Source organism: Vreelandella sp. 162(4c) (assembly GCF_058152265.1).
The window spans coordinates 599,004-622,999 of record NZ_CM176981.1; the positions used below are offsets into that span (position 1 = coordinate 599,004).

At 53.5% G+C, this 23,996-nt stretch carries 23 protein-coding genes; 15 read left to right on the top strand and 8 right to left on the bottom strand.

Annotated features, from left to right (window positions below; translation table 11 throughout):
- Positions 1–73: 73 nt before the first annotated feature.
- From AC4EYZ_RS02755 to AC4EYZ_RS02800, 10 genes are all read left to right on the top strand, one after another.
- Positions 74–1,057 (top strand): sugar kinase, encoded by a 984-nt coding sequence (locus AC4EYZ_RS02755; protein ID WP_474193105.1) that lies wholly within the window; start codon positions 74–76, stop codon positions 1,055–1,057.
- Between the two features lie 64 nt (positions 1,058–1,121).
- Complete coding sequence (locus AC4EYZ_RS02760; RefSeq protein WP_474193106.1) at positions 1,122–2,096, top strand: 2-hydroxyacid dehydrogenase; 975 nt, start codon at positions 1,122–1,124, stop codon at positions 2,094–2,096.
- Positions 2,093–2,758 carry an HAD family hydrolase gene (locus tag AC4EYZ_RS02765; protein WP_041158001.1) on the top strand — a complete coding sequence of 222 codons (666 nt, stop codon included), beginning with the start codon at positions 2,093–2,095 and terminating at the stop codon, positions 2,756–2,758. Before AC4EYZ_RS02760 ends, AC4EYZ_RS02765 begins: the two co-directional genes overlap by 4 nt.
- 286 nt (positions 2,759–3,044) lie before the next feature.
- The gene (locus tag AC4EYZ_RS02770) at positions 3,045–4,043 is read left to right on the top strand and encodes a TRAP transporter substrate-binding protein (protein WP_230803954.1); all 999 of its coding nucleotides are present in this window, start codon (positions 3,045–3,047) and stop codon (positions 4,041–4,043) included.
- Positions 4,043–4,585: a TRAP transporter small permease gene (locus AC4EYZ_RS02775; protein ID WP_027959017.1), complete on the top strand. Its 543-nt coding sequence runs from the start codon at positions 4,043–4,045 to the stop codon at positions 4,583–4,585. Before AC4EYZ_RS02770 ends, AC4EYZ_RS02775 begins: the two co-directional genes overlap by 1 nt.
- Positions 4,582–5,295, top strand: coding sequence for a TRAP transporter large permease subunit (locus AC4EYZ_RS02780; RefSeq protein ID WP_474193074.1), 714 nt, complete (start codon positions 4,582–4,584; stop codon positions 5,293–5,295). The genes AC4EYZ_RS02775 and AC4EYZ_RS02780 overlap by 4 nt, the downstream gene beginning before the upstream one ends.
- Entirely contained in the window at positions 5,213–5,857 is a 645-nt protein-coding gene (locus tag AC4EYZ_RS02785) for a TRAP transporter large permease subunit (protein WP_474193075.1), read from the top strand. The genes AC4EYZ_RS02780 and AC4EYZ_RS02785 overlap by 83 nt, the downstream gene beginning before the upstream one ends.
- Before the next feature lie 33 nt (positions 5,858–5,890).
- Complete coding sequence (gene kduI / locus AC4EYZ_RS02790; protein WP_009287711.1) at positions 5,891–6,721, top strand: 5-dehydro-4-deoxy-D-glucuronate isomerase; 831 nt, start codon at positions 5,891–5,893, stop codon at positions 6,719–6,721.
- 24 nt (positions 6,722–6,745) lie between these two features.
- Positions 6,746–7,498, top strand: coding sequence for a 2-dehydro-3-deoxy-D-gluconate 5-dehydrogenase KduD (kduD, locus tag AC4EYZ_RS02795; protein WP_474192865.1), 753 nt, complete (start codon positions 6,746–6,748; stop codon positions 7,496–7,498).
- A 61-nt stretch (positions 7,499–7,559) separates the two neighbouring features.
- Positions 7,560–8,354 (top strand): IclR family transcriptional regulator, encoded by a 795-nt coding sequence (locus AC4EYZ_RS02800; RefSeq protein ID WP_009287709.1) that lies wholly within the window; start codon positions 7,560–7,562, stop codon positions 8,352–8,354.
- A 38-nt stretch (positions 8,355–8,392) separates the two neighbouring features.
- On the opposite strand, the gene AC4EYZ_RS02805 is transcribed toward AC4EYZ_RS02800, so the two are convergent.
- Positions 8,393–9,601 carry an amino acid deaminase gene (locus tag AC4EYZ_RS02805; protein WP_474192866.1) on the bottom strand — a complete coding sequence of 403 codons (1,209 nt, stop codon included), beginning with the start codon at positions 9,599–9,601 and terminating at the stop codon, positions 8,393–8,395.
- Between the two features lie 113 nt (positions 9,602–9,714).
- On the opposite strand from AC4EYZ_RS02805, the gene AC4EYZ_RS02810 reads away from it, so the two are divergent.
- The 4 genes from AC4EYZ_RS02810 to AC4EYZ_RS02825 all read left to right on the top strand — a co-directional run bounded on the left by AC4EYZ_RS02810 (position 9,715) and on the right by AC4EYZ_RS02825 (position 14,113).
- Entirely contained in the window at positions 9,715–10,578 is an 864-nt protein-coding gene (locus AC4EYZ_RS02810) for a MurR/RpiR family transcriptional regulator (protein WP_474192867.1), read from the top strand.
- Between the two features lies 1 nt (position 10,579).
- The gene (locus AC4EYZ_RS02815; protein WP_190373457.1) at positions 10,580–12,067 is read left to right on the top strand and encodes an N-acyl-D-amino-acid deacylase family protein; all 1,488 of its coding nucleotides are present in this window, start codon (positions 10,580–10,582) and stop codon (positions 12,065–12,067) included.
- Positions 12,064–12,456: a RidA family protein gene (locus AC4EYZ_RS02820; RefSeq protein WP_022524043.1), complete on the top strand. Its 393-nt coding sequence runs from the start codon at positions 12,064–12,066 to the stop codon at positions 12,454–12,456. Before AC4EYZ_RS02815 ends, AC4EYZ_RS02820 begins: the two co-directional genes overlap by 4 nt.
- A gap of 157 nt (positions 12,457–12,613) precedes the next feature.
- The gene (locus AC4EYZ_RS02825; protein WP_190373458.1) at positions 12,614–14,113 is read left to right on the top strand and encodes a sodium:solute symporter family protein; all 1,500 of its coding nucleotides are present in this window, start codon (positions 12,614–12,616) and stop codon (positions 14,111–14,113) included.
- 72 nt (positions 14,114–14,185) lie between these two features.
- Here AC4EYZ_RS02825 and AC4EYZ_RS02830 read toward each other — a convergent pair whose 3' ends face one another.
- From AC4EYZ_RS02830 to AC4EYZ_RS02860, 7 genes are all read right to left on the bottom strand, one after another.
- A complete protein-coding gene (locus AC4EYZ_RS02830; protein WP_474191486.1) occupies positions 14,186–15,664 on the bottom strand; it encodes a mannitol dehydrogenase family protein in 1,479 nt (492 codons plus the stop codon).
- Positions 15,665–15,673: 9 nt separating this feature from the next.
- Positions 15,674–16,885: a D-mannonate dehydratase ManD gene (manD, locus tag AC4EYZ_RS02835; protein WP_474191487.1), complete on the bottom strand. Its 1,212-nt coding sequence runs from the start codon at positions 16,883–16,885 to the stop codon at positions 15,674–15,676.
- A 30-nt stretch (positions 16,886–16,915) separates the two neighbouring features.
- A complete protein-coding gene (gene uxaC, locus AC4EYZ_RS02840) occupies positions 16,916–18,337 on the bottom strand; it encodes a glucuronate isomerase (RefSeq protein WP_474191488.1) in 1,422 nt (473 codons plus the stop codon).
- A 36-nt stretch (positions 18,338–18,373) separates the two neighbouring features.
- Complete coding sequence (locus AC4EYZ_RS02845) at positions 18,374–19,663, bottom strand: TRAP transporter large permease (RefSeq protein ID WP_022524051.1); 1,290 nt, start codon at positions 19,661–19,663, stop codon at positions 18,374–18,376.
- On the bottom strand, positions 19,660–20,154 hold the full coding sequence (locus AC4EYZ_RS02850) for a TRAP transporter small permease (protein ID WP_022524052.1): 495 nt from the start codon (positions 20,152–20,154) through the stop codon (positions 19,660–19,662). Before AC4EYZ_RS02850 ends, AC4EYZ_RS02845 begins: the two co-directional genes overlap by 4 nt.
- A gap of 95 nt (positions 20,155–20,249) precedes the next feature.
- Positions 20,250–21,209 carry a C4-dicarboxylate TRAP transporter substrate-binding protein gene (locus tag AC4EYZ_RS02855; RefSeq protein WP_022524053.1) on the bottom strand — a complete coding sequence of 320 codons (960 nt, stop codon included), beginning with the start codon at positions 21,207–21,209 and terminating at the stop codon, positions 20,250–20,252.
- Positions 21,210–21,315: 106 nt separating this feature from the next.
- Positions 21,316–22,047, bottom strand: coding sequence for a GntR family transcriptional regulator (locus AC4EYZ_RS02860; protein WP_022524054.1), 732 nt, complete (start codon positions 22,045–22,047; stop codon positions 21,316–21,318).
- Positions 22,048–22,402: 355 nt separating this feature from the next.
- Here AC4EYZ_RS02860 and AC4EYZ_RS02865 point away from each other — a divergent pair, with 355 nt between their 5' ends.
- The gene (locus AC4EYZ_RS02865) at positions 22,403–23,956 is read left to right on the top strand and encodes a sensor domain-containing diguanylate cyclase (RefSeq protein WP_474191489.1); all 1,554 of its coding nucleotides are present in this window, start codon (positions 22,403–22,405) and stop codon (positions 23,954–23,956) included.
- Positions 23,957–23,996 lie beyond the last annotated feature (40 nt).

Consider the following 23,996-nt stretch of genomic DNA (forward strand, 5'->3'; position numbering starts at 1 on the left):
TGCTAAAAAATTGCCACAAAAATGGTATCGTTCCCATTGGATGATAATGAACAACTCGAAGAGATTACTGACTATGCCCCACTCCTTCTCTAACCCACCAGAAATTCTCACCTTCGGCGAAGCTATGGCTATGTTTGTCGCTGATTCACCAGGCGACTTATCCGGCATTGAGCGTTTCCACCGCCGCTTGGCAGGCGCCGATAATAATGTCGCTATCGGCCTCTCCAGGCTGGGTTTCCACGTGGGCTGGTTAAGTCGAGTGGGAACCGATAGCTTTGGAGGGTTTATTCAGGCGGCATTAACAGCGGAAGGTATCGATGATCGCTATATTCACGCCGATGCACAGCACCCCACCGGGCTGCTCTTTAAAGAACGTGCCCAGAACGGCGCCGACCCGCGAGTTGAATATTTTAGACGTGGCAGTGCCGCCAGCCATCTCACTATTGACGACGCCCGGGATGTCGACTTTCAGGCACTTAACCACCTTCACGCGACGGGCATTACCCCAGCATTATCTGAAAGCGCCTGCCAGCTTAGCCATCATTTGATGGAAGAGGCCCGCGCCCACGGCGCTAGTATTTCCTTTGACCCCAATTTACGGCCGTCACTTTGGCCCAGCGAAAACGTTATGCGGTCGACCCTTAATGAGCTCGCAGGTCGCGCCGATTGGGTGTTGCCTGGGCTTTCAGAGGGCCAGCTTCTCACCGGGCAGAAGACGCCTTACGACATAGCAGGCTATTATCTGGATCAAGGTGCCTCGGCTGTGATCATCAAGCTGGGCCCCGAAGGTAGCTATTACCGTGGCAACCTGGATGGGCAAGAAGAGAGCTTTACAGTGGCCGGTTGCCACGTTGCTGAGGTGGTGGATACCGTAGGTGCAGGCGATGGCTTCGCCGTCGGTGTCATTAGCGCCCTGCTTGACGGAAGAACGGCGCGTCAAGCCGCCCAACGCGGCAACCTCATTGGCGCCCAAGCCATCCAGGTAGTGGGTGATATGGAAGGTTTGCCTAATCGCGAGCAACTATTAGCGCTTGAAGTCGACCAGCCCATTGGCTAATCGCCACACACTATTTTTTAAATAGCAGGTTTTAGATAACAGGCTTTTCACCATGGAGATAACAATGAAAAAACGTCTAGTGATTCAAGGACGACTCAGCGACGCTCAACAGACTGAACTTAGCGATTTGTTTGAAGTGGATGTGTTGCCGAAAACCAGCTCGCTTGATGCCCCTGAAAATCGCGCTCTATTAGCGGAGACACACGGCATTATCGGTTCCGGCTTAGCCATTACCCCCCAGTTGCTGGACGCAGCGCCCAACTTGAAAGTCATCGCGACCATCTCGGTTGGCTACGACAACATCCCGGTTGATGAACTGACTAAGCGCGGCATTATGCTATGCAATACGCCTGATGTGCTTACCGAAACCACTGCTGACACCGGCTTTGCGTTGATCATGGCCGCGGCGCGCCGGGTGGTTGAACTAGCCGAGTGGGTCAAAGCGGGCAAATGGCAAGCCAGCATTGGCCCGGCACTATTTGGCAGCGATGTGCATGGCAAAACCCTAGGCATGGTGGGGTTTGGGCGCATCGGTCAAGCCGTTGCCAGGCGCGGAGCCCTGGGCTTTGGTATGCAGGTGCTCTACTCCAACGCTTCACCCAAGCCCGATTTAGAGAGTGAGCTTGGTGCGCAGCGCCGCGAACTCAACGAGCTATTGGCTGAAGCCGATTTCGTCTGTGTCACTGTGCCGCTTACCGCCGAGACCGAGCATTTGATCGGTGCCCAAGAGCTTGCGCTGATGAAGCCTTCAGGCATTTTTATCAATATCGCCCGCGGCAAAGTCGTCGATGAAAGCGCCTTAATACACGCCTTGGAAACCAGCGTTATTCAAGCAGCAGGGCTGGATGTATTTGAGCAGGAGCCACTACGCGCTGCGTCACCGCTGACGAAGATGCCCAATGTGGTCGCCCTGCCGCATATCGGCTCTGCTACCCATGAGACCCGCGACGCCATGGCCCAGCGAGCGGTGGATAATATGCGTCTAGCACTCCGGGGTGAGCGGCCAATTAGCTTAGTCAACGAGGAAACCTATCAATGAAGCCAGCCACGCCCCTGTGCTTACTGTTCGATTGCGATGGCACCCTGGTGGATAGCGAAATACTGCTTGCCGAGGTAATGGGGGATATTCTTCCCGAGTTCGGCTTACCCTTTTCAGCGCGTCAGTATATGGATGAATTTCGCGGGGTGCGTTTCCAGACGATCGTCCAAACCCTGGAAAAGCGTTTTCAAACATTAGCAGAAGATGCATTTTCCCAGCTTGAGGCAGGTATGCGGGCGCGTATGGAAGCCCGTATGCGTGCCGAGCTGGTGGCGATTCCTGGTATGGTCGCCGCACTGGAACAGTTAAGTAGCCACCCCAAGGCCGTGGTCTCTAATGGCCCCGAGCGCAAAATTCGCTGTGCGCTGGAAAGCACCGAACTAGGCCATCACTTTGCTGACAAGCTCTTTAGCGCCTATACCCTCAATGTCTGGAAACCCGACCCCGAGCTGTACCGTAAAGCTGCCGCCGCTATGGGCCATGCTCCTCAGCAGTGCGTGGTGATCGATGACGCGGCGGTGGGTGTGGAAGCGGGGCTAGCGGCGGGCATGCACGTGATTCACCTCAACCACTTCCCTAATGAAGAACTCACCCCCGAAGGGGCGATTGGTATCCACCACGCCAGCGAGCTTCCCACCGCCATTGCGCGCCTACACTTCTGATCGCGGTTGCTTGGTTAACTGATTAACCGCCGCTAATCAACTCTCCAACGCCCACCCTCGACAGGCATGTTTCCCGTGCCTGCCGACGACACCGCCTGCGTGCTTATAACCCCCTCTCTCTGTACTGAAAATATGCATCGCGACCAATGTCGCATAGCCCAAGCATTGACCTATGCAGGAATGACGTTAAGCTTGGCCTCACATCAAATATAAAAACAGATTTTATATTTGAGAAAACAACCATCGCATCGCAACAAAAACATCACAATAAAACGGAGAACCTTCCATGCGCCTAACCCACTTAATGATGGCCAGCCTCGCTATTGGCTTCACCACGTCGCTCCAAGCTGCCGATTTCACCTTCAAGTATGCTCATTCGCAAACCGATGAGGCGCCGCGTTCTGAGTCCATGCGCTACTTCAAAGAAGCGCTTGAAGAGCGCAGTGATGGGCGTATCGCTGTCGAACTCTATTTCAATGGCACCCTGGGGAAGGAGGAGGACGTACTTCAGCAAGTTCAAATGGGGCTTATTCAGGGCTATCGCGGTGGTTTGTTTGCCCAAGCTAACCCCGCCTACCTGATCTATACCATGCCGTTCCTGTTCACCACGCCGGAGCAGGCTATTGACGTAATGGAGGGCGAGCTTGGCCAGGCCATTAATGAAGGCGCACGTGAAAGCCAGCTGCATATACCGGTGACCGGCGTTGCAGGCGGTATGCGCCAGTTAACCAATAACGTTCGCGCCGTTAATCAAGTTGATGACCTCCGTGGCTTGAAGATTCGCACCCCGCCACTGGCTCCCACGCTGCGGGCGTTTGAAGCGCTGGGAGCCTCCCCCCAGCAAGTGCCTTACACCGAAACCTATATGGCGCTACGCACAGGCGTGGTCGATGGGCAAGAAAACCCGTCCTCCAATATCGCCGATATGAAATTCCATGAAGCTCAGGAGTACATGTCATTACTGAACTGGCAAATCCATCCTGACCCCTTCTTTATCAGCGCCCAGTGGTACGACCAGCTACCTGAAGAGTTGCAGATGATCGTCGACGACGTCGCTCAGGAGACGATGACGCGCTCCAACGAAATTTGGCTAGCCTCCGAAGCCAACTACCTCGAAACCCTTGGCGAGCACATGAGCATTAATGACATCGCCGACGAACACCGCCAAGGTTTTGTAGATGCCGTCGTTCCTGTCTGGGAGCACTTTGTTGAGCGTGGTGACTTTAGCCAGGAGCAGTTAGAGCAAGTGCTCGCCCTGACTGATCAAGCCGAGGTACTGGAGTAATGAATCCACCTCCACTGGCGCAGCCGATGGCGGAAGATACCGCCTTGATGCGGGTAATGCGCCGCTTCGCTAGCCTGCTGGAAAATCTGATCGCCGCATTAATTGCGGCGGTTTTCCTGCTCTGCTTGGCACTGGTGATACTGCGCTACGTATTCAGCATTGGCTTTGCCGGTGCTGAAGAAGTGATGCGCTTTCTATTTGTGTATTCCACCGCACTGGGGGCATCGGTCGCCATTTTGCGCGGCGAGCATATCCGTATCAGCGTGCTTGTGGATGCACTGCCTTCGGCAATAGCCGTCTGGCTGAACCGCTTACGCCACTGTCTTGTGATGTTATTCAATGGCTATTTGGCATGGCTCAGTATCAGCTGGATTGGGCAAGTGGGTCGTTTCCGCTCCGCCGTGCTGGATGTGCCTAATTGGGTAGTGCAAATCAGTGTCCCCATTGGCGCGCTACTGGTCATTCTATTTTCTTTGGCGGTGCTAATGGGTGGCGAGCGGCCCTCCGCTCAACGAGAAGACGCGCAGGAGGGCCAGGCATGATTTTACTGCTTGTTAGCCTGATGGTGCTGTTGCTGATTGGGGTACCCATCGCCTACTCGCTAGGGCTTTCGGGGTTGGTTTACTTTTTGATCATGCAACCAGGCTTGATTGGCGTGCTGCCCCAGCGGGTACTGTCCGGTATGGATCTGTACACCATGATTGCCCTGCCGCTGTTCATTTTGATGGGGCTGGTGATGAACGCCTCAGGCATTACCGCTCGCTTGATCGACTTCTGTTTGATGTTGGTAGGCCGTTTTCCAGGTGGGCTGGGGCACGTCAATATCTCGACATCGATGATCTTTGGCGGCATATCGGGCTCTTCTGTGTCTGATACGGCGTCGGTGGGTTCCGCCATGATTCCGGAGATGGCACGCAAGGGATACAGCGTAGAAACCGCCAGCGGTATTACCGTGGCATCTTCCACCATGGGCATGATCATTCCTCCCAGTGTGCCCATGGTGATCTACGCTGTTACCGCGCAGCAGTCTATCGGCACCATGTTTATGGCGAGCCTTGTGCCAGGTTTACTCATTGGCCTGCTGATGATGGGCATCATTGCGCTAATGGCCGGTCGTCAAGGCTACCCCCGTGCCCACGCAGGATTAAAACCCGCAACAGCGCCGCCAGGTGATTCAGCGTGCGGTACTCGCGCTATTAATTCCTCTGTTTGTAGTGGGTGCGGTGGTCGGCGGTGTCGCTACAGCCACTGAGTCCGCCGCGTTAGGCGTGGGCTATGCGCTGTTTCTAGCATTGGTGGTATTTAAAAGCCTCAAACTGCGTGAACTGCCCGCACTGTTTCGCTCTGCCGTAATGACCAGCGCAACGGTGATGATCATTATTGCCATGAGCCAGCTGTACGTGTGGATTCTCTCGATGGAGCAGATTCCCCAGCTGTTGGCAGGCTTTTTAGGCGGGCTGGATCTTACCCCGATATTGCTTCTGCTGGTGATTGCAGCTGCCGTGCTACTGATCGGCACCTTTATTGATGTGACCCCCGCGATTTTGCTGATTACCCCAGTGGTGCTGCCGGTGCTTGCCCTGGCCAATATTTCACCTGTGCAGTTTGGTGTCCTGTTGATCAGTGGCTTGGCTATTGGCTTGGTCACGCCGCCGGTGGGCATGTGCCTGAACGTCTGCTCATCCATCACTGGCCTCTCGATTGGGCGTATTTTCCGCGGCGCCCTGCCGTTCCTGCTCGCAAATCTCCTGGTGATACTGCTGGTCATTGTCTTTCCGGCTATCACCCTGTGGCCGCTCACGCTGTTCTCGTGAGCCCATTTACTTTTACTATTAAAGGAAATTCATATGGATATTCGCCAAGCGCTTCATAGCGATCATTTTAAAACCCTCGATACCCAGGGCCTGCGTGACAAAATGCTGGTCACCAAGATTATGGAGCCTGGGCAACTGTCGCTAACCTACAGCCACGTTGACCGCATTATTGTCGGTGGCGCGGTACCCACTGATTCACCGCTTACCCTGAGCGGTGGCAAAGAACTTGGCGTTGACTATTTTCTAGAGCGGCGGGAAATGGGCGTTATCAACATTGGCGCGCCCGGGCGCATTACTGTCGACGGTGAAACGGTCGAGCTGGGCACCCACCACGGCTTGTATATTCCCAAAGAGAGCCGTGAAGTCAGCTTTGAGAGCCTCGATGCGACCAAGCCTGCGCGCTTTTATATCAACTCAACGCCTGCCCATGTACGTTACCAGCTTCGCCATATCCGCCCGGAAGATGCCTCGCCCACCACCCTTGGCGACCCCGAAACCGGAAATGTGCGTACCATTAATAAGTACCTACATACCGATGTACTGGATACCTGCCAGCTCTCCATGGGGCTTACCCAGTTAGAGCCCGGCAGTATGTGGAACACCATGCCCTGCCATACCCACGAACGGCGCATGGAAGTGTACTTCTACTTTGACTTGAGTGAAGACGATGTGGTGTTCCACCTGTGTGGTGAACCCCAAGAGACCCGGCATATCGTGGTTGCCAACGAACAAGCCGTGATTCACCCCAGCTGGTCGATTCACTGCGGCTTTGGCACTCGCCGCTACACCTTTATTTGGGGTATGTGCGGTGAAAACCTGACCTACGATGATATGGACTTTATCGCTTCTAAAGAGCTGCGCTAAACCACTACCCAGGGAGAGTGACCAATGAAGCTATTTTCGCTGAACGGACAAGTTGCCATGGTGACGGGTTGCAACAAAGGGTTGGGCCAGGGAATTGCCATTGCACTGGCACAGGCGGGTGCCGATATCGTGGGGGTCAACCGCAGCCCTGCTGATGACACCCGCCAGCAGGTCGAGGCCCTAGGGCGCCAGTTTTACGACATTACCGCTGAGCTGGGCAGCCAGGCGCCTAGCGAGATTGTCGCACAGGCGATCGCGCAAGCGGGCAAGGTGGATATTCTGGTCAACAATGCGGGGATTATTCGTCGCGCGGCAGCCGTTGAATTTTCAGAGCAAGATTGGGATGACGTCATTGATGTTAATTTGAAAGCCGCTTTCTTTCTCGCCCAACAGGTTGCCAAACACCTTATCGAGCGCCAAGCGCCGGGCAAGATCGTCAATATCGCTTCATTACTGTCGTTTCAAGGCGGTATTCGCGTGCCCTCCTACACCGCCAGCAAAAGCGGCATTCTCGGTCTAACGCGTCTGCTCGCCAATGAGTGGGCGGGCCATGACATCAACGTTAATGGCATCGCTCCTGGCTATATGGCCACCGACAACACCCAAGCACTGCGCGACGATCCCCAGCGCCATGCTGAAATTCTTGGCCGAATCCCCGCCGGACGCTGGGGCACGCCAGAAGACTTAGCCGGCGCTGTGATATTCTTATGCTCCGATGCCGCCCGCTACGTGCATGGGCATACCCTGGCGGTAGACGGCGGCTGGCTGGCACGCTAACCAAGTATTTTGGTTAACGCCACGATCAACGAGCGATAGGCAATCACATAAGGGAGCTTGAATGAAGGAGAAGGCTGAAACGCAGTACCACGCCCCTGCCTTAGAGAAAGGGTTGGATATTTTGGAGCTGCTTGCCCAATCTCCTCAGCCGCTAAGCACCCAAGCGATTGCCGAGCAGATCGGCCGTAAAACCAATGAGATGTACCGCATGCTGATGGTGCTGCGGGATCGCGGCTACGTCAGCATGGATGATAGCGGTAGCCGCTATCAGCTAACGCTAAAGATGTTTGAGATGGCCCACCGCTTCCCGCCCACCAAGCGGTTAGTACAGGCCGCGCTACCGCGCATGGAAGAGCTGTGCCATGAAATCTCCCAGTCGTGTCATCTTAGCGTTGCCCGTCCTGGCCATCTATTGGTAGTGGCCCAGTACGAAAACCCTGACAAGATGGGCTTTGGGCTGCGTCTGGGGGCCAACATCGATATATGCGGCTCCGGTTCTGGGGCCGTCATGCTGGCCTTTCTGGATGAGCCACGCCGGGAGCGCATTCTCGCCGCCAGCGATGCAACGCAACAAGAGGTTGACCGAACGCGGGCCCTATTTGATCCGATTCGCCAGCAGGGCTACCACGTGGGGCCAAGCCCTCAAGTCCAAGGGTTAACGAATATCAGCTTCCCCGTCTTTGGGGTTCATGACGTTATCGAAGCCGTTATCACCATCCCTTATCTCACTCTGATTCCAGAAGCGATGCATCGGGAAGTTCCCAGCATCGACCGCTGCCGGGAACAGCTAGGGGAGCTGGCAGACGCCCTGACACTGGCTATTGGTGGGCGCCTACCAGCAGGTACGACGAGCTAAATGATGTTCTCTATAACGGTTTTCTCAATAACAGGGCGCTAAAAGTAGGTCGCCATACGCTCTTTAACGTTTAGTTGATCATCCACTAACAATATCTGGCGCCATTTATCGAAGGTTAAACAAGGATGAGAGGCGCCAAAGGCGACAATATCACCGACCTCGACATCTTGAGCCCCTTCCGGAAGGCCCACAAAGGTGTGCTGATCCATAATTTTCGTCACTTCCCAACCAGTCACCGGCAATGGCTGCGAGGGGCTTCCCCCTTCCCTGAAACGACGCAGTGCAATAGGTAGCTGGTCATGACCAATATCACGCTTACCTAGCGCTACAATGGCAAGCCCAGGTTCGGGAAGCGACTGCACCTGGGCAAAGACTTCCAGGGCCGGCTCAAGCCCCTGCTGCAAATCCGGCCGGCGGCCTAATACCGCTGATTGCGCTTCACGATAAAGCCCATGGTCGTGGACGATGTAGCAACCTGGGCGTAGCACGGGGGTAAATTTTCCCTGAAGCGGTGCGCCCTGAAAGGCCTCCGCAATCACATCATACCAGGCGGAACCTGACGCGGTGACAATCGGGTTCTCTTCAGCAAAGCGTCCAGCAGCTTCGAGCTCTACGGCAACATCCACCAGGTATTTAGCATAGGTACGAATACCAGATTCGGGATTATCCCCGTGAACCACACCCTCATAGCCCTCCAGGCCCACCAGAGAAAGTGCTGGTTCACTAGCAATCACCTCCGCCAGCGAAAGAATTTGCTGCTGATTGCGGCAGCCACAGCGGCCACCCTCCACGCCTATCTCAATAAGCACCGATAACGTCAAGCCCCGCTCAGCAAAAAAGCGCCCGAGCTGGAGCGCATTCTCATGGCTATCGACCACACAATAAAACGCAGCGCCCTGTTCGATCAGACTGGCGATAATGGCCATATTTGCCTGACCCACCAGTTGGTTCGCCATCAATATTCGGGTAACGCCATTGGCGAAAGCCGCACGACACTGGGGCGCAGTGGCAAGTGTGATACCCCACGCACCTGCCTGGAGCTGTCGATGGAAAAGCGCGGGCGTCATGGTGGTTTTGCCATGGGGCGCCAAGCGAGCACCGTGAGCCTCTGCGAATCGTTGCATCCACTCTACGTTATGAGCCAGTGGGCCTTCATGCACCACGGCGGCGGGAAGGCTGACACCTGATAGAAGGTTTGATCCCAATTCCTCACCGCCTTTATCCATCGCTAACGCCATTGTCTGCATTCGCCCATATCCTCTTTTTTAATAAAGCATCTATGTTAGATACTTTCACAACTATTGACTTAAGGTTAGAAACTAACATACTTTTTAAATCAGGCAACCATTAGGAGTCCACGGTGAGCCAAGAAATCGACATCTTGTCACGTATTACCACTGATTTTGCTGCCTTGCGTGAAGCTGAAAAAAAAGTCGCCGAGCTGATATTTGCTGACATCGAGTTTGTCACCGAAGCAAGCATCGGTGACATCGCCCAGCGCGCGGGGGTAAGTGATGCCAGTGTCACCCGATTTGCACGCGCTATCGGCTGCACTAATGTGCGTGACTTAAAAACGCGTTTAACACGCGCTTTAGCAGCAGGTCGCCGTTTTATACAAGAAGCGACCCCCGAAGACAGCTCAAGCGTGGTGTATGACATTGCCACACAAACTCTCGCGCTTAACCGTGACTTGCTCGCCCAGGCCGATGTGGCAGGCGCTGTCGAACAGCTGGATAAAGCGCGCCAGATATTGGTATTTGGCGCAGGGGGCGGTTCCAGCATGCTCTGCCAAGAATTTCAATTCCGTTTAGTCCGTCTTGGCTATGCGATCTGTGCTTACCCTCAAGCACTGCTGCCTCGTATGGTGGCGTCGACCCTAGAGCCAGATGATGTTGTTGTCGTGCTATCAGTCACTGGCTACACCCCAGAAATGGTCGAGTCAGCACAGATTGCAAAGCAGTACGGCGCAAAAGTGATTGCCATCACCGCCCTGAATTCTCCTTTAGCCGATACATCCGACATTGTGCTCCCGATTACCTCTCGGGAAACCGACTTCATCTATCACCCTTCAGCTTCCCGCTACGCCATGCTGGCGGTCATCGATGTGTTAGCGCTTGAACTTGCCATGCGCCATCGCGAACGCTCGCGGACTAAATTGCGTCGTCTCAAGCTTAGCCTGGATGATCATCGCGGTGGCGACAACCGCCAGCCATTAGGAGATTAGGATGGTTTACGACCTGCTGATTCGTAACACCAACGTACTGGATGGCTCCGGCGCAGCCCATTTTCGTGCCGATGTGGCTATACAAGGCGAGCGTATCTGCGCCATCGGTGACATGCCTTACGCCACCGCCACCACCATTATTGACGCCCAAGATCGCTATCTGGCCCCTGGTTTTATCGATGTCCACACTCACGATGATACCAATGTGATTCGTACCCCAGAGATGCTGCCGAAACTGACACAAGGAGTAACGACGGTGGTGGTGGGTAACTGTGGGATCAGTGCGAGCCCCGTGACACTCACTCGCGAAGTACCCGACCCCATGAATTTACTGGGCAAGCTAGAGGACTTTAGCTACCCAAGCTTCAGCGCCTATGCCAACGCCGTAGACGCTGCCGCACCCAGTATCAACGTCGCCGCTTTGGTGGGGCATACGAGTCTGCGCAGCCAGGTGATGGACAGCTTCGCCCGCCCTGCCACTGCTGAAGAAATTGCACAAATGGAAGTGTTGCTAAGCCAAGCGCTGGATGAAGGTGCATTAGGGCTTAGCTCAGGGCTTGCCTATCGTAACGCGATACACGCGCCGACCGCCGAGATGGCCCCACTGGTGGCAGCCGTTGGCCAATCAGGCGGCGTATATACCACCCATCTTCGAGATGAGTTTGCGGGCCTGCTGGGTGCCATGGAGGAAGCGTTTGCCACCGCTCGTGATGGTCAAGTGCCGCTGGTAATTTCGCACCTTAAATGCGCAGGCGCGGGCAATTGGGGAGGCGCTGGTAAAGCGCTGGGTAAATTGGAGTCTGCCGCCCAGCACCAGCATGCCCACTGCGACTGCTACCCCTACACCGCGGGCTCCTCCACTCTCGATCTGGGCCAGGTCACAGACGAAATCGAGATCACCATTACCTGGTCGACACCGCACCCTGAGCAGGCACGTCGCCCGTTAAAAGAGATCGCCGCCGAATGGGGGGTATCACTGTTAGATGCGGCCAAGCAGCTACAGCCGGCGGGGGCGGTTTACCACAACATGAGTGAAGCGGATATGCAGCAAGTGTTAGCGCATCCGCTCTCCATGGTGGGTTCCGATGGATTACCGAACGACCCGCACCCCCACCCGCGCCTTTGGGGAGCCTTTCCGCGTGTGCTGGCCCACTACAGCCGCGATTTAAAGCTAATGCCACTGGCCGAAGCGGTACGCAAGATGACCAGTCTTTCGGCAGCCAATTTCGGTTTAACGGATCGCGGCGTGATCCGCATAGGCGCCTACGCAGACCTCACCCTTTTTGATTTGACGATGCTTGAAGATACGGCCAATTACGAGACCCCCATCGCGGCCGCTAAAGGCATCGAAATGGTCATAGTGAACGGCAAAATCGCCTATCACCAAGGCGCAATTTCAGACCAACGCGCTGGCCGGATGCTGCGCAGAACAGAGCGCATTTCTCAATCGATCCCCACCTTTCAACCCAACAAGGAGCAAACATCATGAGCATTACTCGATACGGCACGGAAGGCGGCGTAGGCACCGGCGGTCAGAAACTGCCCTTTGCCCGCGCCGTAGAGGCAGGTGGCTGGCTATACGTCTCCGGACAAACACCCATGACCGACGGCGAAGTCGTTGAAGGCGGCATTGTTGAGCAGACCCGCCTCGCCTTCGATAACTGCCTGGCCATTATGCAAGAAGCAGGTTTCGGCGTTGAAGACGTCGTGCATGTCACCACCGTGCTCACCGATGCGCGCTATTTCACCTCGTTCAACAAGGTGTTTAAGGAGGTCTTTGGCGACAACCCACCAGCACGCATCTGCAGCGTTCAAGACCTGGTGGTGGATTGCAAAGTCGAGGTTGACGTGAAGTGCTTCCGCGCTGATCGCGTCTAGACACCCAGCTTTAAGTACCCAAAAAAAAGCGCCGCACCCCGGCAAGGGCGCAGCGCCAGATTACCGCGTGATTAGGATAAAAAGCCCCGCGGTAATCGCTTCCATTGCCTACCTTCGGCCGCGGCAACGGCCGGATAAACAACGATAAGAGGTTAACATGAACAGCCAACTATTCCTTATTACCTTCGTGCTCTACATTGTCGCCATGCTTGTGTTTGGCTGGTGGATTTCAAGACACAAACGGGGCAACGGCGACGACTTCCTACTCGGTGGGCGAAGCGTGCCGCTATTCCTTACCGTGGGTACTACAGTGGCGACCATGGTGGGCACCGGCTCCAGCATGGGCGCCGTTGGGTTCGGTTACGCCAACGGCTGGGCGGGTGCCTTATACGGGCTTGGAGGCGCCGTGGGTATTCTACTGCTCGCGGTCTGTTTTGCTCCCATACGTAAACTTCGCTTTATGACCATGAGTGAGGAACTCGCCTATTACGTCGGTGCGAATCGGCTGGTACGTAATGTGGTCGCGCTACTTATCTATATTGCCTGTATAGGCTGGCTGGGAGCACATATTCTTGGCGGTGGTCTCTACCTTTCCTGGATGGCGGATATCGATCTAACCACCGCACGTATTCTGGTGGCGTTAGGCTTCGGCATTTACTGCGTGGTGGGAGGGTATTTTGCGGTTATCTGGACTGACACCATTCAAGCAGTCGTGCTGTTCGCTGGTTTTATCTTAATGGCAATATTGGCACTGATCGAGGTTGGCGGCTTCTCAGGCCTAACAGCAGGTATGGATGCGGGGGCCACTAGCTTTCTAGGTATTGGTCAAATTGGTGCGCTGCCAGCGCTGTCACTGGCTGCCGTCATTGCCATTGGCGTGCTTGCTACGCCCTCCTTTCGTCAGCGCATCTATTCAGGCAAATCAGTCAAATCGGTACGCCGCTCGTTTTTAATCACCGGTGTTCTTTACCTGGGCTTTTCGATCATTCCCGCGATTATTGGTATGGCCACCCACGCCCTTAACCCTGGGCTTGAAAATAGCAACTTCGCCTTCCCTTTCCTGGCCACTGAAATTATGCCCCTAGGATTAGGACTACTGCTATTGGTAGCGGGTCTTTCCGCTACGATGTCTAGCGCGAGCTCCGATGCCATTGCCGGTGTTTCCACGCTGATTCGCGATCTATATGTGCTGGCAACGGGCCGCACGCCCTCAGCGCGAAATGTAGTGCGCTTCTCGCGTATTGCGCTAGTGGCAACCATTGGTCTGGCGCTGCTGTTCGCGCTGGCCTCAGACAATGTCATCACTTACATCACCCGCATGATCTCGACGATTCTGTCAGGGCTGTTTGTGAGTGCCATGCTGGGCCGTTTCTGGTCACGTTATAACTGGCAGGGTGCCATCGCCACGTTAATTTGCGCCTCGGTGACCTCCTTAACGATTATTGCCAATAGCGACTGGACAGCCTTCTGGGGTAACCCAAGCATCCCCGCTGTGCTAGTAGCGCTGGTAGCGGGTGTGATTGTAAGCCTAGTGACGCCCGCCTCACGCGTGACTTCTGCCCAGGCACTGGCAATTCTTGACCAAGAGCGCAAGCGTATGGAGCAAGTGCCCGAACCGACTCTCACGAACGCTGAAGCGCCCGCTGCACCTCGCTAATCGTTAGCCATTAGTGCGCAATAAAAAACCCCACTGATTGAATCAATCAGTGGGGTTTTGAACTTAACGGGATTATAAGCCCGCTAGTGCCTCACGCAGCCCGCCCTGGGTTAGTGTTTGATATGCCACCAGCACCGCCTGTGCAAACGCATCGTCTTGTGCCAATGCGTTTGGCACCACATCGTCCATGGCTAAATAGGCCGCTACCAGCGCGCGGGGATCGCTACCATGCATCTGGTGCAGCTCTGCAAAGCGCTTGGCTAGCGGATCATCCACGGGGTAACTATTTCCTTGTAGGTCTTGACCCGCGGTATAGCGAATCCAGGCCGCCACTCCCAGCGCCACGCAGGGCGAAGTTTGACCAGCAGCACTACGTTCCAGCGCGCCGGAAAGCCAGCGCTGTGGAAGCTTTTGGCTACCATCCATAGCGATCTGCTGCAGACGATGACGCAAACTGTCATTGGCAAAGCGTGCCAGCAGCGAGTCAGCATAAGCGTCTAAATCGATTCCCTCGGGCATCTCAAGTGTAGGTGCCGCTTCTTCAAGCATATATCGGCGCAACAGCGCCCGAAGCTCGACGTGATTGATGCCGTCATAAACCGTTTCGATACCTGCAAGCGCGCCAAGATAGGCAAGCAAGGAGTGGCTGCCATTGAGCATGCGCAGCTTCATGGTTTCAAACGGTGCCACATCTGCCACCATCTCCACCCCCTCAGCTTCCCAGCCGGGTCGCCCCTGAGGGAAGTTATCTTCAACCACCCACTGCGTGAACGCTTCGCATACCACGGCGTTTGGATCGGAAACACCCAATGCCGCTAAGCGCTCAAAGTCGGCGTCGGTCATCGCGGGGACGATGCGATCCACCATGCTGCAGGGAAACGCTACTTCACTGGCAATCCAACTGGCCAGTTCTGCGTCACGATGCTCGGCCAGTTGCACCACCGCCTGGCGTGTCCGCTTACCGTTATCTGGCATATTGTCGCAAGAGAGCACGGTAAAGGGGGCAATGCCAGCCTCACGCCGCTGGGCCAACGCTTCTACCAATAATCCGGGGGCCGTCCGCGGCTGTTGGGGCGAGGCAATATCACCGATGATCATCGGGTCATCGGCGTTTAATTCACCGCTGGCGGGGTTTAAAAAGTAGCCCTTCTCAGTCACCGTCAACGTCACGATACGGGTATCCGCAGAGGCCATTCGCGCCAGTAGCGCCTCTCGGTCTCGGCCCCAGCTATCCATACCTTCGTCCGCGCCATCACGGCCCGAGAAAAGGGACTCTTCAATCACACCAATTTCCCGCAGCGTAATGTTCTCACTGTCGGCGTACTCCGCTACATGATAGCGCTGCACTGCCGCACGTAAGCCGTCGACTAAACCAACGCTAGAGCGCAAATTCGCGCTACAGACGCCCCACTCACCATCGCCACTGCGTTGTCGATAACGCTCTAAATAGACCGCCTGGTGGGCGCGATGAAACGCGCCCAGGCCGAGGTGGACAATAGCGATTTGATTGGCTTGCCTACTGGAACATAAAATCTTGTTAACGTTTTGCATCAATAGCTCCTACCAATGCCACAAGGTGCCGTCTTCTAACCGGTTCACCGGCAGGCTGGCGCGCTTATAGGGGTATTGCTTGGCTAATTGTTCATCGATATCGACGCCATGCCCCGGCTTTTCGCCGACAATGAAATGCCCATCTTCAAAGCGATAATCGTGGGGGAATACCTTGTCAGTAGCGCTGGTATGCGGCATATACTCCTGGATGCCGAAGTTGGGTACCCAGGTGTCAAAGTGAATCGCCGCCCCCAAGCAAACCGGCGAAAGATCCGTTGGCCCATGGAAGCCGGTACGCACGTGATAAAGACCCGCCAAATCGGCGATGCGGCGTACATGGGTGATCCCCCCGGCATGGGTTAGAGTGGCGCGGATATAATCGATCCACTGATTCTCGATCAACGCTTTGGCGTCATACAGGCTGTTAAAGACTTCGCCCACCGCCAATGGCGTGGTGGTGTGCTGGCGGATAAGACCAAACGCCTCCTGGTTCTCAGCCGGTACGCAATCTTCAAGCCAAAAGAGATGGTAGGGCTCAACTTCTTTGCCTAAACGAGCAGCCTCGATGGGCGTCAGGCGATGATGAACATCGTGTAGCACGTGCAAATCATCGCCGAAGCGCTCACGCACGGCGGCAAATAGTTTAGGCACATGGTTTAAGTATTTACTGGTACTCCACACATGCTCTGCGGGCAAATCAGAATCTGCAGGTTCATAGGGTTCACCCTCTTTTTTAGCGACACCATAGATGCTGGCAATGCCTGGCACACCAGCTTGAACGCGTACCGCTCTGTAGCCCTCATCCACATGGCGGGCGACCTCTTCTAGGCACGCTTCAATATCACGCCCTGTCGCATGACCGTAGACCATCACCCGATCACGACTCTTACCACCCAACAGCTGGTAAAGCGGCATGCCCGCAAGCTTTGCTTTGATGTCCCATAGGGCTACGTCCACTGCGGCAATAGCCGTCATCGTTACTGGACCACGCCGCCAGTAAGCGCCGCGATACAGAAAGTGCCAGATATCTTCAATGCGGCTAGCATCGCGACCAATCAATGTTGGTAACACATGTTCTTCCAGGTAGGCGACCACCGACAGCTCGCGGCCATTTAATGTGGCATCGCCGATCCCATACACTCCTGATTCGGTAACAATTTTCAGCGTGACAAAGTTGCGGCCTGGGGACGTTACGATTAAATATGCATCGCTAATGATCATGGTAAATCCATCACAAGAAGTAAAAAGAAGTTAACGCTCAAATAGGTAGCGCTGCACATTGTGGTAGCACACCGCACGAACCAGCTCGCCAACTCGGTCAATATCGTTGGGTAACTCGCCGCGGGTCATTTGAGTCCCCAGCATTTGGCAAAAAATACGCCGAAAATACTCATGACGAGAAAACGATAGAAGGCTACGAGAATCAGTCAGCATGCCCACAAAGTGGCGCAGCAAACCAAACTGCATCTGGGTAGTTAGCTGGCGTTCCATGCCATCACGCTGGTCGTTAAACCACCATGCGGCTCCAAACTGCACTTTTCCGGGGATTCCATCAGCTTGAAAGGAACCGGCCAGCCCAGCGAGCATTTCGTTATCCCGCGGGTTAAGGTTATAAAGCACGGTGCGCGGCAGTTGATGCTGGCTATCCAGCGCATCCAACAGCGCCGCTAAAGGTTCTGCGTAGGTGATATCGCCAATCGCATCGAAACCACTGTTAGCGCCTATGTCACGACGCCCCCGCTGGCTTAAATCGCGCAAAGCGCCAATGTGAAGCTGCATGACCCAGCCCCGGCGTGCATACTCCTTACCGAGCCATAGCAGCACCGCTGTGGTAAAGCCGTGCACATCACCACTACTCAGTTCATTTCCGCGCTTTCTGCGGTCGAGTATCCGATCCAGCTCATAAGCTGCAGGAGGCTCAACAAAAACGGGCTTCTCAAGGCTATGGTCGGAAAGGCAGCAACCTAAACTTTCGAAATGTTCGAGACGCTGGTACAGAGCAGCCAGCAAATCATCGAAACGCTGTATCGTCACGCCACTGGCAACTTCGAGCGTAGCGAGATAATCGACAAACGCTGGCTGTTCTATTTTGAGAACCGCATCAGCTCGAAATGTCGGCAGCATAGTCGGCCCAGTGTTCGCCTTCGCGTGCCGTTGATGGGTTTCCAAGCTATCCACAGGATCATCCGTGGTACAAATAGTACGCACGTTAAAGCGCTCCAAAATCCCTTGAGCACTAAGCTGTGGAGTTGCTAGCCGCTGTTTAGATAGGTGCCATATCTCCTCAGCTGTCTGTGCAGAGAGGAGAATATTGTCGATCCCTAACGGCTTCTTAAGCTCAAGATGCGTCCAATGATAGAGTGGATTGCCTAAGCAGTCGGGTACGGTTTCCGCCCATGCTTGAAAGCGTTCTCGGTCACTGACATCTCCGGTTATACGCTGCTCAGCAACACCCGCGCAGCGCATTGCACGCCATTTATAGTGATCCCCTTTTAGCCATAGCTGGGTTAAATTATCGAACTGAGTATTATGAGCTATTTCGACTGGATCTAAGTGCGAGTGATAATCGCAAATCGGCATGATCGCTGCGTGCTCATGATAAAGCCGTCGGGCTGCTTCATTTTCTAACAGAAAGTCTTTGCCCATGAACTCAACATTATCATTAAACTTCATCATCGCTCCTTCATTATGAGAGTGTCATAGGCAGATTTAGCCCAGCAATAAATTAGGCAAAAACAGCACTACATTGGGGAAGAAGAGAATGCCCAGCACAACCACAAATACAGCAAAGGCAAAAGGCAGTAACTCACGGCTATACTCATAAAAAGAGCATCGTAATATTCCGCACACGGTATACATTGAAATACCCACAGGAGGTGTCATGCCACCGAACGTAACCAGCGTCATCATTAACAGCCCAAAATGAACAGGATCAACACCTGCGGCTTTAATAACGGGCACCAAGATGGGGGTTAACAACATGACAACAACCGTGGCTTCTAACAACATACCTAGAAAAACAAGTATTACGGAAACTGCCAGCAACAGTGTTATATGACTAGAGAATACGCCAAGTGTTAGCTCTGCTATTGTTTGCGGCACCCTTTCAAAAGAGACGACATAACCAATAATGCCTGAGAACATAATAATCAGCATTATCATGCCAATATCTCTTACGCTGGCACGCATGGCATTAAGTATCTCTTTAATACCCATTTCTCGGTGTATTACGCAGCCCACCAACAAGGCATAAGCAACCGCAAAAGCACCTGCTTCGGAGGGGGTAAAAAGTCCATAGCGAATACCCACCAAGAGCCATACGGGGAAGAGAATTGCCCAGATACTGCCACGTAGGGCCTTAAGCACTTCACGGCCGGTGGGCAACCGCTCCCTTACTGGCTGATAGCCCCGTCGTTTAGCCATGATGTAAGTGGTCAGCATCAGCGCCACCATTAGCAAGAAGCCCGGCACGAGGCCTGCGATAAATAGCCGCCCTATCGAAACTTCTCCAAGATAGCCGTAAAGGATCAAACCGATACTCGGTGGAATGGTCGCAGTAATCAGCCCCCCAATAGAGAGCACCGCCCCAGTAAACCCCGCTGAATAGCCTCCCTTAATCATGCTTTTTCCCAGCACCCTGGATTGCATTGCGGCATCCGCCACGGCAGAACCGGAAACCCCGCCCATTAAGGTGCTCAACACGATACTTGCCTGGGCTAAACCACCGCTCATCCATCCTGCTAATAGAGTAGAAAGGTGAACCAAACGGGGGGTAATACCGCTGGCGTTCATTAAATGGCCGATGAAAATAAACAACGGCACAGCTAATAGTGGAAATGATTGCGTCGAAGATACAATGCGCTGGACGGCAATGCTTGTCGGTAAAAATGTTTCTGGCAATAAGAAATAGGAGAAACCCGCAATTCCAATAGCAAAGGCAACGGGCATACCTATCGCCATGAGAAGCAGACCAAATCCTAATAACAGAGCTGCCGTCATAGCGCCTCCTCCACAATGTCATCATCGTCAACAACCAAACTCCCGATGACGCCCTTAGCGAACAAGCGGCGTACCAGTGAAAGCATCATTAACAATGCCCCGACAGGAAGTGCCAGAGTGATATACCCATAACTAAGTCCTGCCACTCCCATGGGACGCTGCCAGTTTGAAGCTGCTAGAACGAAGCCATACCAGATTAAAAGAGCTAGAAAGAGCATCATCATCCCAACACATAGGCTGGTAATCATGAGCTGTAACTTAAGAGGTAAACGAATGACAAGGGCATCAATTCGCACCTGGCCTCCCTGGCGCAGAGTAATATCAGCCCCTAATACAGCAGTCCAAATAAACAAAAATTGTGCAAGCTCAGCGCCCCCTGCAAAAGGATTCCCTATTGCCCTAGCCGTTGAGCTAACTAACATGGTGAGAGAGGTACCACCGAGTAGCATAATAGCCAGCCACTCCTCACCTTTATCGTACCAATGCCACATACAGCATTCCTCGCCCTATACGGGCATCCGGACAGTTAAGTAATAGCAAAGAGGAAAAAAGAGAAGCCCTTGCCCTAATGGGCAAAGGCTGAGACTCACTCTGAAGAAAGCAATTGATCACGATACTGGTTGTAACCTAGCTCTTCATAAACGCTGCCCATTCGATCTCTGAATACGCCCATATCCACTTGAGAAAACGTAACACCCTCCGCTACCATCCGCGCGCGCACTGAGGCTTGAGCCGCTGAGGTTGCTTGACTAGCGGCTTCACCAGCTTTTAGCAGTTCTTCATCAAGAATAGAGCGCAGCTCATCAGGTAATGCTTGATACCACTGTTCAGAAGTCGCAATACCGGTCATCAAATGAATATGGTTTGTTAGTGCCACATGAGTAATAACTTCATGCAGATTTTGGCCTTCAGCGGCGGTTAGTTGTGCTTCAGCCCCGTCGATCGACCCTAGCTGTAGCGCTGAGTAAACTTCTGACCAAGGCAGCGGTGTTGGAGTAGCGCCCATCGCTTCGACGGTTTTCACCCATACTGGTGAGTTGATAGTCCGTACACGCACACCACTCAAATCATCAGGTGTCTTCACTTCATTTTGAGTCAGCATCTGCCGTGACCCTTGAAACCAGTTATAATTGAGTAATCGTAAACCACTGGTTTCTGCCATACTTTCGACCCAATCAAGGTAAAGCGGAGATGTTGTGATTTGGTCATAGTCACGATAGTCTTCAACTAAATAAGGGGCACTTAAGATACCCAACTCAGGTTGATACTCCGATAAACGCCCCGCATCGACTAAGATCGCGATATTGGCACCACTACGAATTTGTTCGATCACGTCTTCGTCAGAACCAAGCTGGCTGTTTGGGAAAATCTGAATGGTCAGCTCTCCCTCTGAGCGCTCATCAATCGCCTCTTTAGCGCTCTCCATCGCCTGAGCAATGGGATCCTGAGGACTCAACGCAATTGAGACATTAAGCTGGTAAGCAGCGTGAGCCGAATGGCTTGCGACAACCAATGCAACAGCAGGCAGTAATTTTGTGAGTTTCATGTAGGGCTCCTAAAGACATCTATTTATTGTTGATAATTCACCAGCCAGTTCTGGCTGGATCTACTTCATGCAACTTGTGCAGCGTTGTTGTACTCATTAGTGGGTTTTATATAGTTAGCGCATGAACATTCATGCTCACACCTTCAAACAGCTCCGGAAAGCGATGCTCTAATTCAGGCAGAGAGTGGAGTATTTCACATTGATGAATACTCATTGCCTGAACTGCCGCTTCAGTATCTCCAGCAGATATCGCATCCACGATGGCCTGATGCTGATCGGCCAATTTCGGAATAGGCGTAGAATCAGGAATACTCAAATACCGTACTCTGTCTAATTGTGCTTTGACGTCTTCAATCACATTCCACGCCATGGTTTGTCCCGTAGCCAATGCCAAGGTGCGATGAAACATTTCATCAAGAAAGAAGAAGCGGTCATGGTCTTGTCGCTCGATGCAGCTACGCTGTCGATCAATAAGCTCGTTAAGCTCCATTAGCACGCCAGACTGAAGGGGTTGCTTGGTGGCTTCGCGTACGATTGACACCTCAAGCGACTCACGAATAAATCGTGCCTCTAGCACCGCTTGGCGCGAAATGCGTACAACATAGGTTCCCCTTTGAGGGCGAACTTCCACCAAGCCTGACTCTGAGAGCCTTATGAAAGCTTCCCGCACTGGCTGACGGCTCACCGAAAAAGTGTCGGCAAGCTCCTTTTCCGATAGCGCCTGCCCCGGCGCCAGTACCATCTGAATAATCGACTGCCTCAGCACATGAAATAGCCGTTGGCGAACCGATTCCCCTTCGTGGGTTCCCTGCCAGAGCGTTTGTAATGTCGTGTGCATTGCACCTGATCCTAATTAGAGAAGCCTGAGACGATTAGCGTCAGAAGCTGATATGACTAGTATGGTAGTTGAATTGAGATAAAAAAAGGCTCATCGCCATACCCTTTAGTCGCATGTCGCGCCGGACATCTAATAGCCAACTTCTTAGCTGGTTCTGAGAAATATCTTACATAACCTCTCGGTTTAGCGTATTTTTTGAACTTTGAGCTGTAATAAAATCGGCATTCAAACGCGAGTATTTAGCAGACGAATCACCTAAAATGGTTTGAGACAAACGACTGAATACTGCCCAATACGGCAATTGCCATGGATGGCTCACGGCTGCTGCAAGCTAAATACGCGTAAGGAGAGAATAATGCAGGCCATCCAGGCAAAGGATAATTCGAAAGACCTGGTCTTAACGACAGAATTACCGTTATTTTTGATAGCTGATCTACTCAAGTGCCCAAACTTACCTACCCTCCCTGCTGTCGCCGTTAACGTTTTAAAAGTGGCGCGTACTGAGCATCCGTCGGTAAACGACTACGCCAATGCTATCGAGCGTGATCCTGCCTTGAGCATGCGTATCATTGCCCTTGCCAATAGCGCTTTTTTCTCACGTAGTCATATAAAGGTACATGCGTGCCAAGAAGCAACGGCACGTTTGGGGTTAGACACCACGCTGGCAGCGGTAATGAGCTTCAGCCTGCTTCAAAACAGAGGTATTGACGCCCATTACCAGCGGGTATGGATGCGCTCTATCATCGCCTCGTTAGCTGCACGACACCTTGCCATACAGCTTTGCCCGGACATGGCGGGGCCCGTTTTCACTGCCGCCTTACTACAAGACATTGGCATCATGGCTTTAAGGGCAACATACCCTAAAGAGAGCCATGAGTTGTATGCTGAAGCCGCACTCTCTCATCGACAGTTATCCGAGTCGGAACAGCGCCTTTTTGGCTGCGATCACTCTCAAGTAGGTGCTTGGCTTGCCGCCAAGTGGGGTGTTCCAACACCGCTCGCTCAGCGTATCTGCGATAGTCACGATGAGTACGACATTACCGCCGCCGATAGGCTTTGCATTCAATTGTCTGGGCCCATCGCCGACGCCTGGCTCTCTTCACATCCTGCGCAGTCGCTCGTCGCCGTAATACGAGAGTTTGAAACCTACCAGGGTGCCCATGCGATCTCATTACGGCTTTTGTTAGAGAATATTCAGGAACAGTTGCCAGCGCTGGCGGACATGCTGCAAATGACGGCCCCCCCTTTGCAGGATAACGAATCGTTGCTTGCCGAGGCCCAACAGCTGTTGTTTCAACAGACGTTACAGCTCAAAGCGCGCTTTGAAACGCAACAAGTAGAGCTCGCCTCCCTGCGTCAACGACAAGAAGAGTTAGAAGAGCGTTCACGAACCGATATGCTCACCGGTCTTGCCAACCGATCCTGGCTTGAAGAGCAGATGCATAAGCGCTTTGTCTTGTGCCAGGAACAGTCTCGCATCATGTCAGTGGTATTTATTGACCTTGACCACTTTAAGCAGCTCAACGATCAATACGGCCACCAAATGGGCGACAACGTGCTGCAAAAATTCGGCAAAACGCTGCAGTCGCTTATTCGTGAAGGCGATCTTGCGGGGCGCTGGGGAGGCGAAGAGTTCCTGGTCATTTTGCCAGATGAAGATGCCCAGGCAGCTCAAGTATTCGCCAAACGTATTGCCCAGCGTTTAGAAAAAACGCCCATGGCTCACAACGACCCGCACCCTATCTATGTCTCCGTTTCGATTGGCATTGCCTGCCTGAACGACGGCGGATTTGGCGATGCGGGCGAGCTTATTGATGCCGCGGATAAAAGTATGTATTTCATTAAACGCACGGGCAGGGGTGGAATAGCAGTATATGGGGAGCGCGGTGCACCAGGGGCTCCAAACTAGCATCAACTAGCCTCTACCTTAATGGACAACAAAGGCAGCC

Excerpts from the sequence above, each read along its gene's own strand:
- AC4EYZ_RS02755 (WP_474193105.1), top strand. The coding sequence starts at position 74 with ATGCCCCACTCCTTCTCTAACCCACCAGAAATTCTCACCTTCGGCGAA.
- AC4EYZ_RS02760 (WP_474193106.1), top strand. The coding sequence starts at position 1,122 with ATGAAAAAACGTCTAGTGATTCAAGGACGACTCAGCGACGCTCAACAG.
- AC4EYZ_RS02765 (WP_041158001.1), top strand. The coding sequence starts at position 2,093 with ATGAAGCCAGCCACGCCCCTGTGCTTACTGTTCGATTGCGATGGCACC.
- AC4EYZ_RS02770 (WP_230803954.1), top strand. The coding sequence starts at position 3,045 with ATGCGCCTAACCCACTTAATGATGGCCAGCCTCGCTATTGGCTTCACC.
- AC4EYZ_RS02775 (WP_027959017.1), top strand. The coding sequence starts at position 4,043 with ATGAATCCACCTCCACTGGCGCAGCCGATGGCGGAAGATACCGCCTTG.
- AC4EYZ_RS02780 (WP_474193074.1), top strand. The coding sequence starts at position 4,582 with ATGATTTTACTGCTTGTTAGCCTGATGGTGCTGTTGCTGATTGGGGTA.
- kduI (WP_009287711.1), top strand. The coding sequence starts at position 5,891 with ATGGATATTCGCCAAGCGCTTCATAGCGATCATTTTAAAACCCTCGAT.
- kduD (WP_474192865.1), top strand. The coding sequence starts at position 6,746 with ATGAAGCTATTTTCGCTGAACGGACAAGTTGCCATGGTGACGGGTTGC.
- AC4EYZ_RS02800 (WP_009287709.1), top strand. The coding sequence starts at position 7,560 with ATGAAGGAGAAGGCTGAAACGCAGTACCACGCCCCTGCCTTAGAGAAA.
- AC4EYZ_RS02805 (WP_474192866.1), bottom strand. The coding sequence starts at position 9,601 with ATGCAGACAATGGCGTTAGCGATGGATAAAGGCGGTGAGGAATTGGGA.
- AC4EYZ_RS02815 (WP_190373457.1), top strand. The coding sequence starts at position 10,580 with ATGGTTTACGACCTGCTGATTCGTAACACCAACGTACTGGATGGCTCC.
- AC4EYZ_RS02820 (WP_022524043.1), top strand. The coding sequence starts at position 12,064 with ATGAGCATTACTCGATACGGCACGGAAGGCGGCGTAGGCACCGGCGGT.
- AC4EYZ_RS02825 (WP_190373458.1), top strand. The coding sequence starts at position 12,614 with ATGAACAGCCAACTATTCCTTATTACCTTCGTGCTCTACATTGTCGCC.
- AC4EYZ_RS02830 (WP_474191486.1), bottom strand. The coding sequence starts at position 15,664 with ATGCAAAACGTTAACAAGATTTTATGTTCCAGTAGGCAAGCCAATCAA.
- manD (WP_474191487.1), bottom strand. The coding sequence starts at position 16,885 with ATGATCATTAGCGATGCATATTTAATCGTAACGTCCCCAGGCCGCAAC.
- uxaC (WP_474191488.1), bottom strand. The coding sequence starts at position 18,337 with ATGAAGTTTAATGATAATGTTGAGTTCATGGGCAAAGACTTTCTGTTA.
- AC4EYZ_RS02845 (WP_022524051.1), bottom strand. The coding sequence starts at position 19,663 with ATGACGGCAGCTCTGTTATTAGGATTTGGTCTGCTTCTCATGGCGATA.
- AC4EYZ_RS02850 (WP_022524052.1), bottom strand. The coding sequence starts at position 20,154 with ATGTGGCATTGGTACGATAAAGGTGAGGAGTGGCTGGCTATTATGCTA.
- AC4EYZ_RS02855 (WP_022524053.1), bottom strand. The coding sequence starts at position 21,209 with ATGAAACTCACAAAATTACTGCCTGCTGTTGCATTGGTTGTCGCAAGC.
- AC4EYZ_RS02860 (WP_022524054.1), bottom strand. The coding sequence starts at position 22,047 with ATGCACACGACATTACAAACGCTCTGGCAGGGAACCCACGAAGGGGAA.
- AC4EYZ_RS02865 (WP_474191489.1), top strand. The coding sequence starts at position 22,403 with ATGCAGGCCATCCAGGCAAAGGATAATTCGAAAGACCTGGTCTTAACG.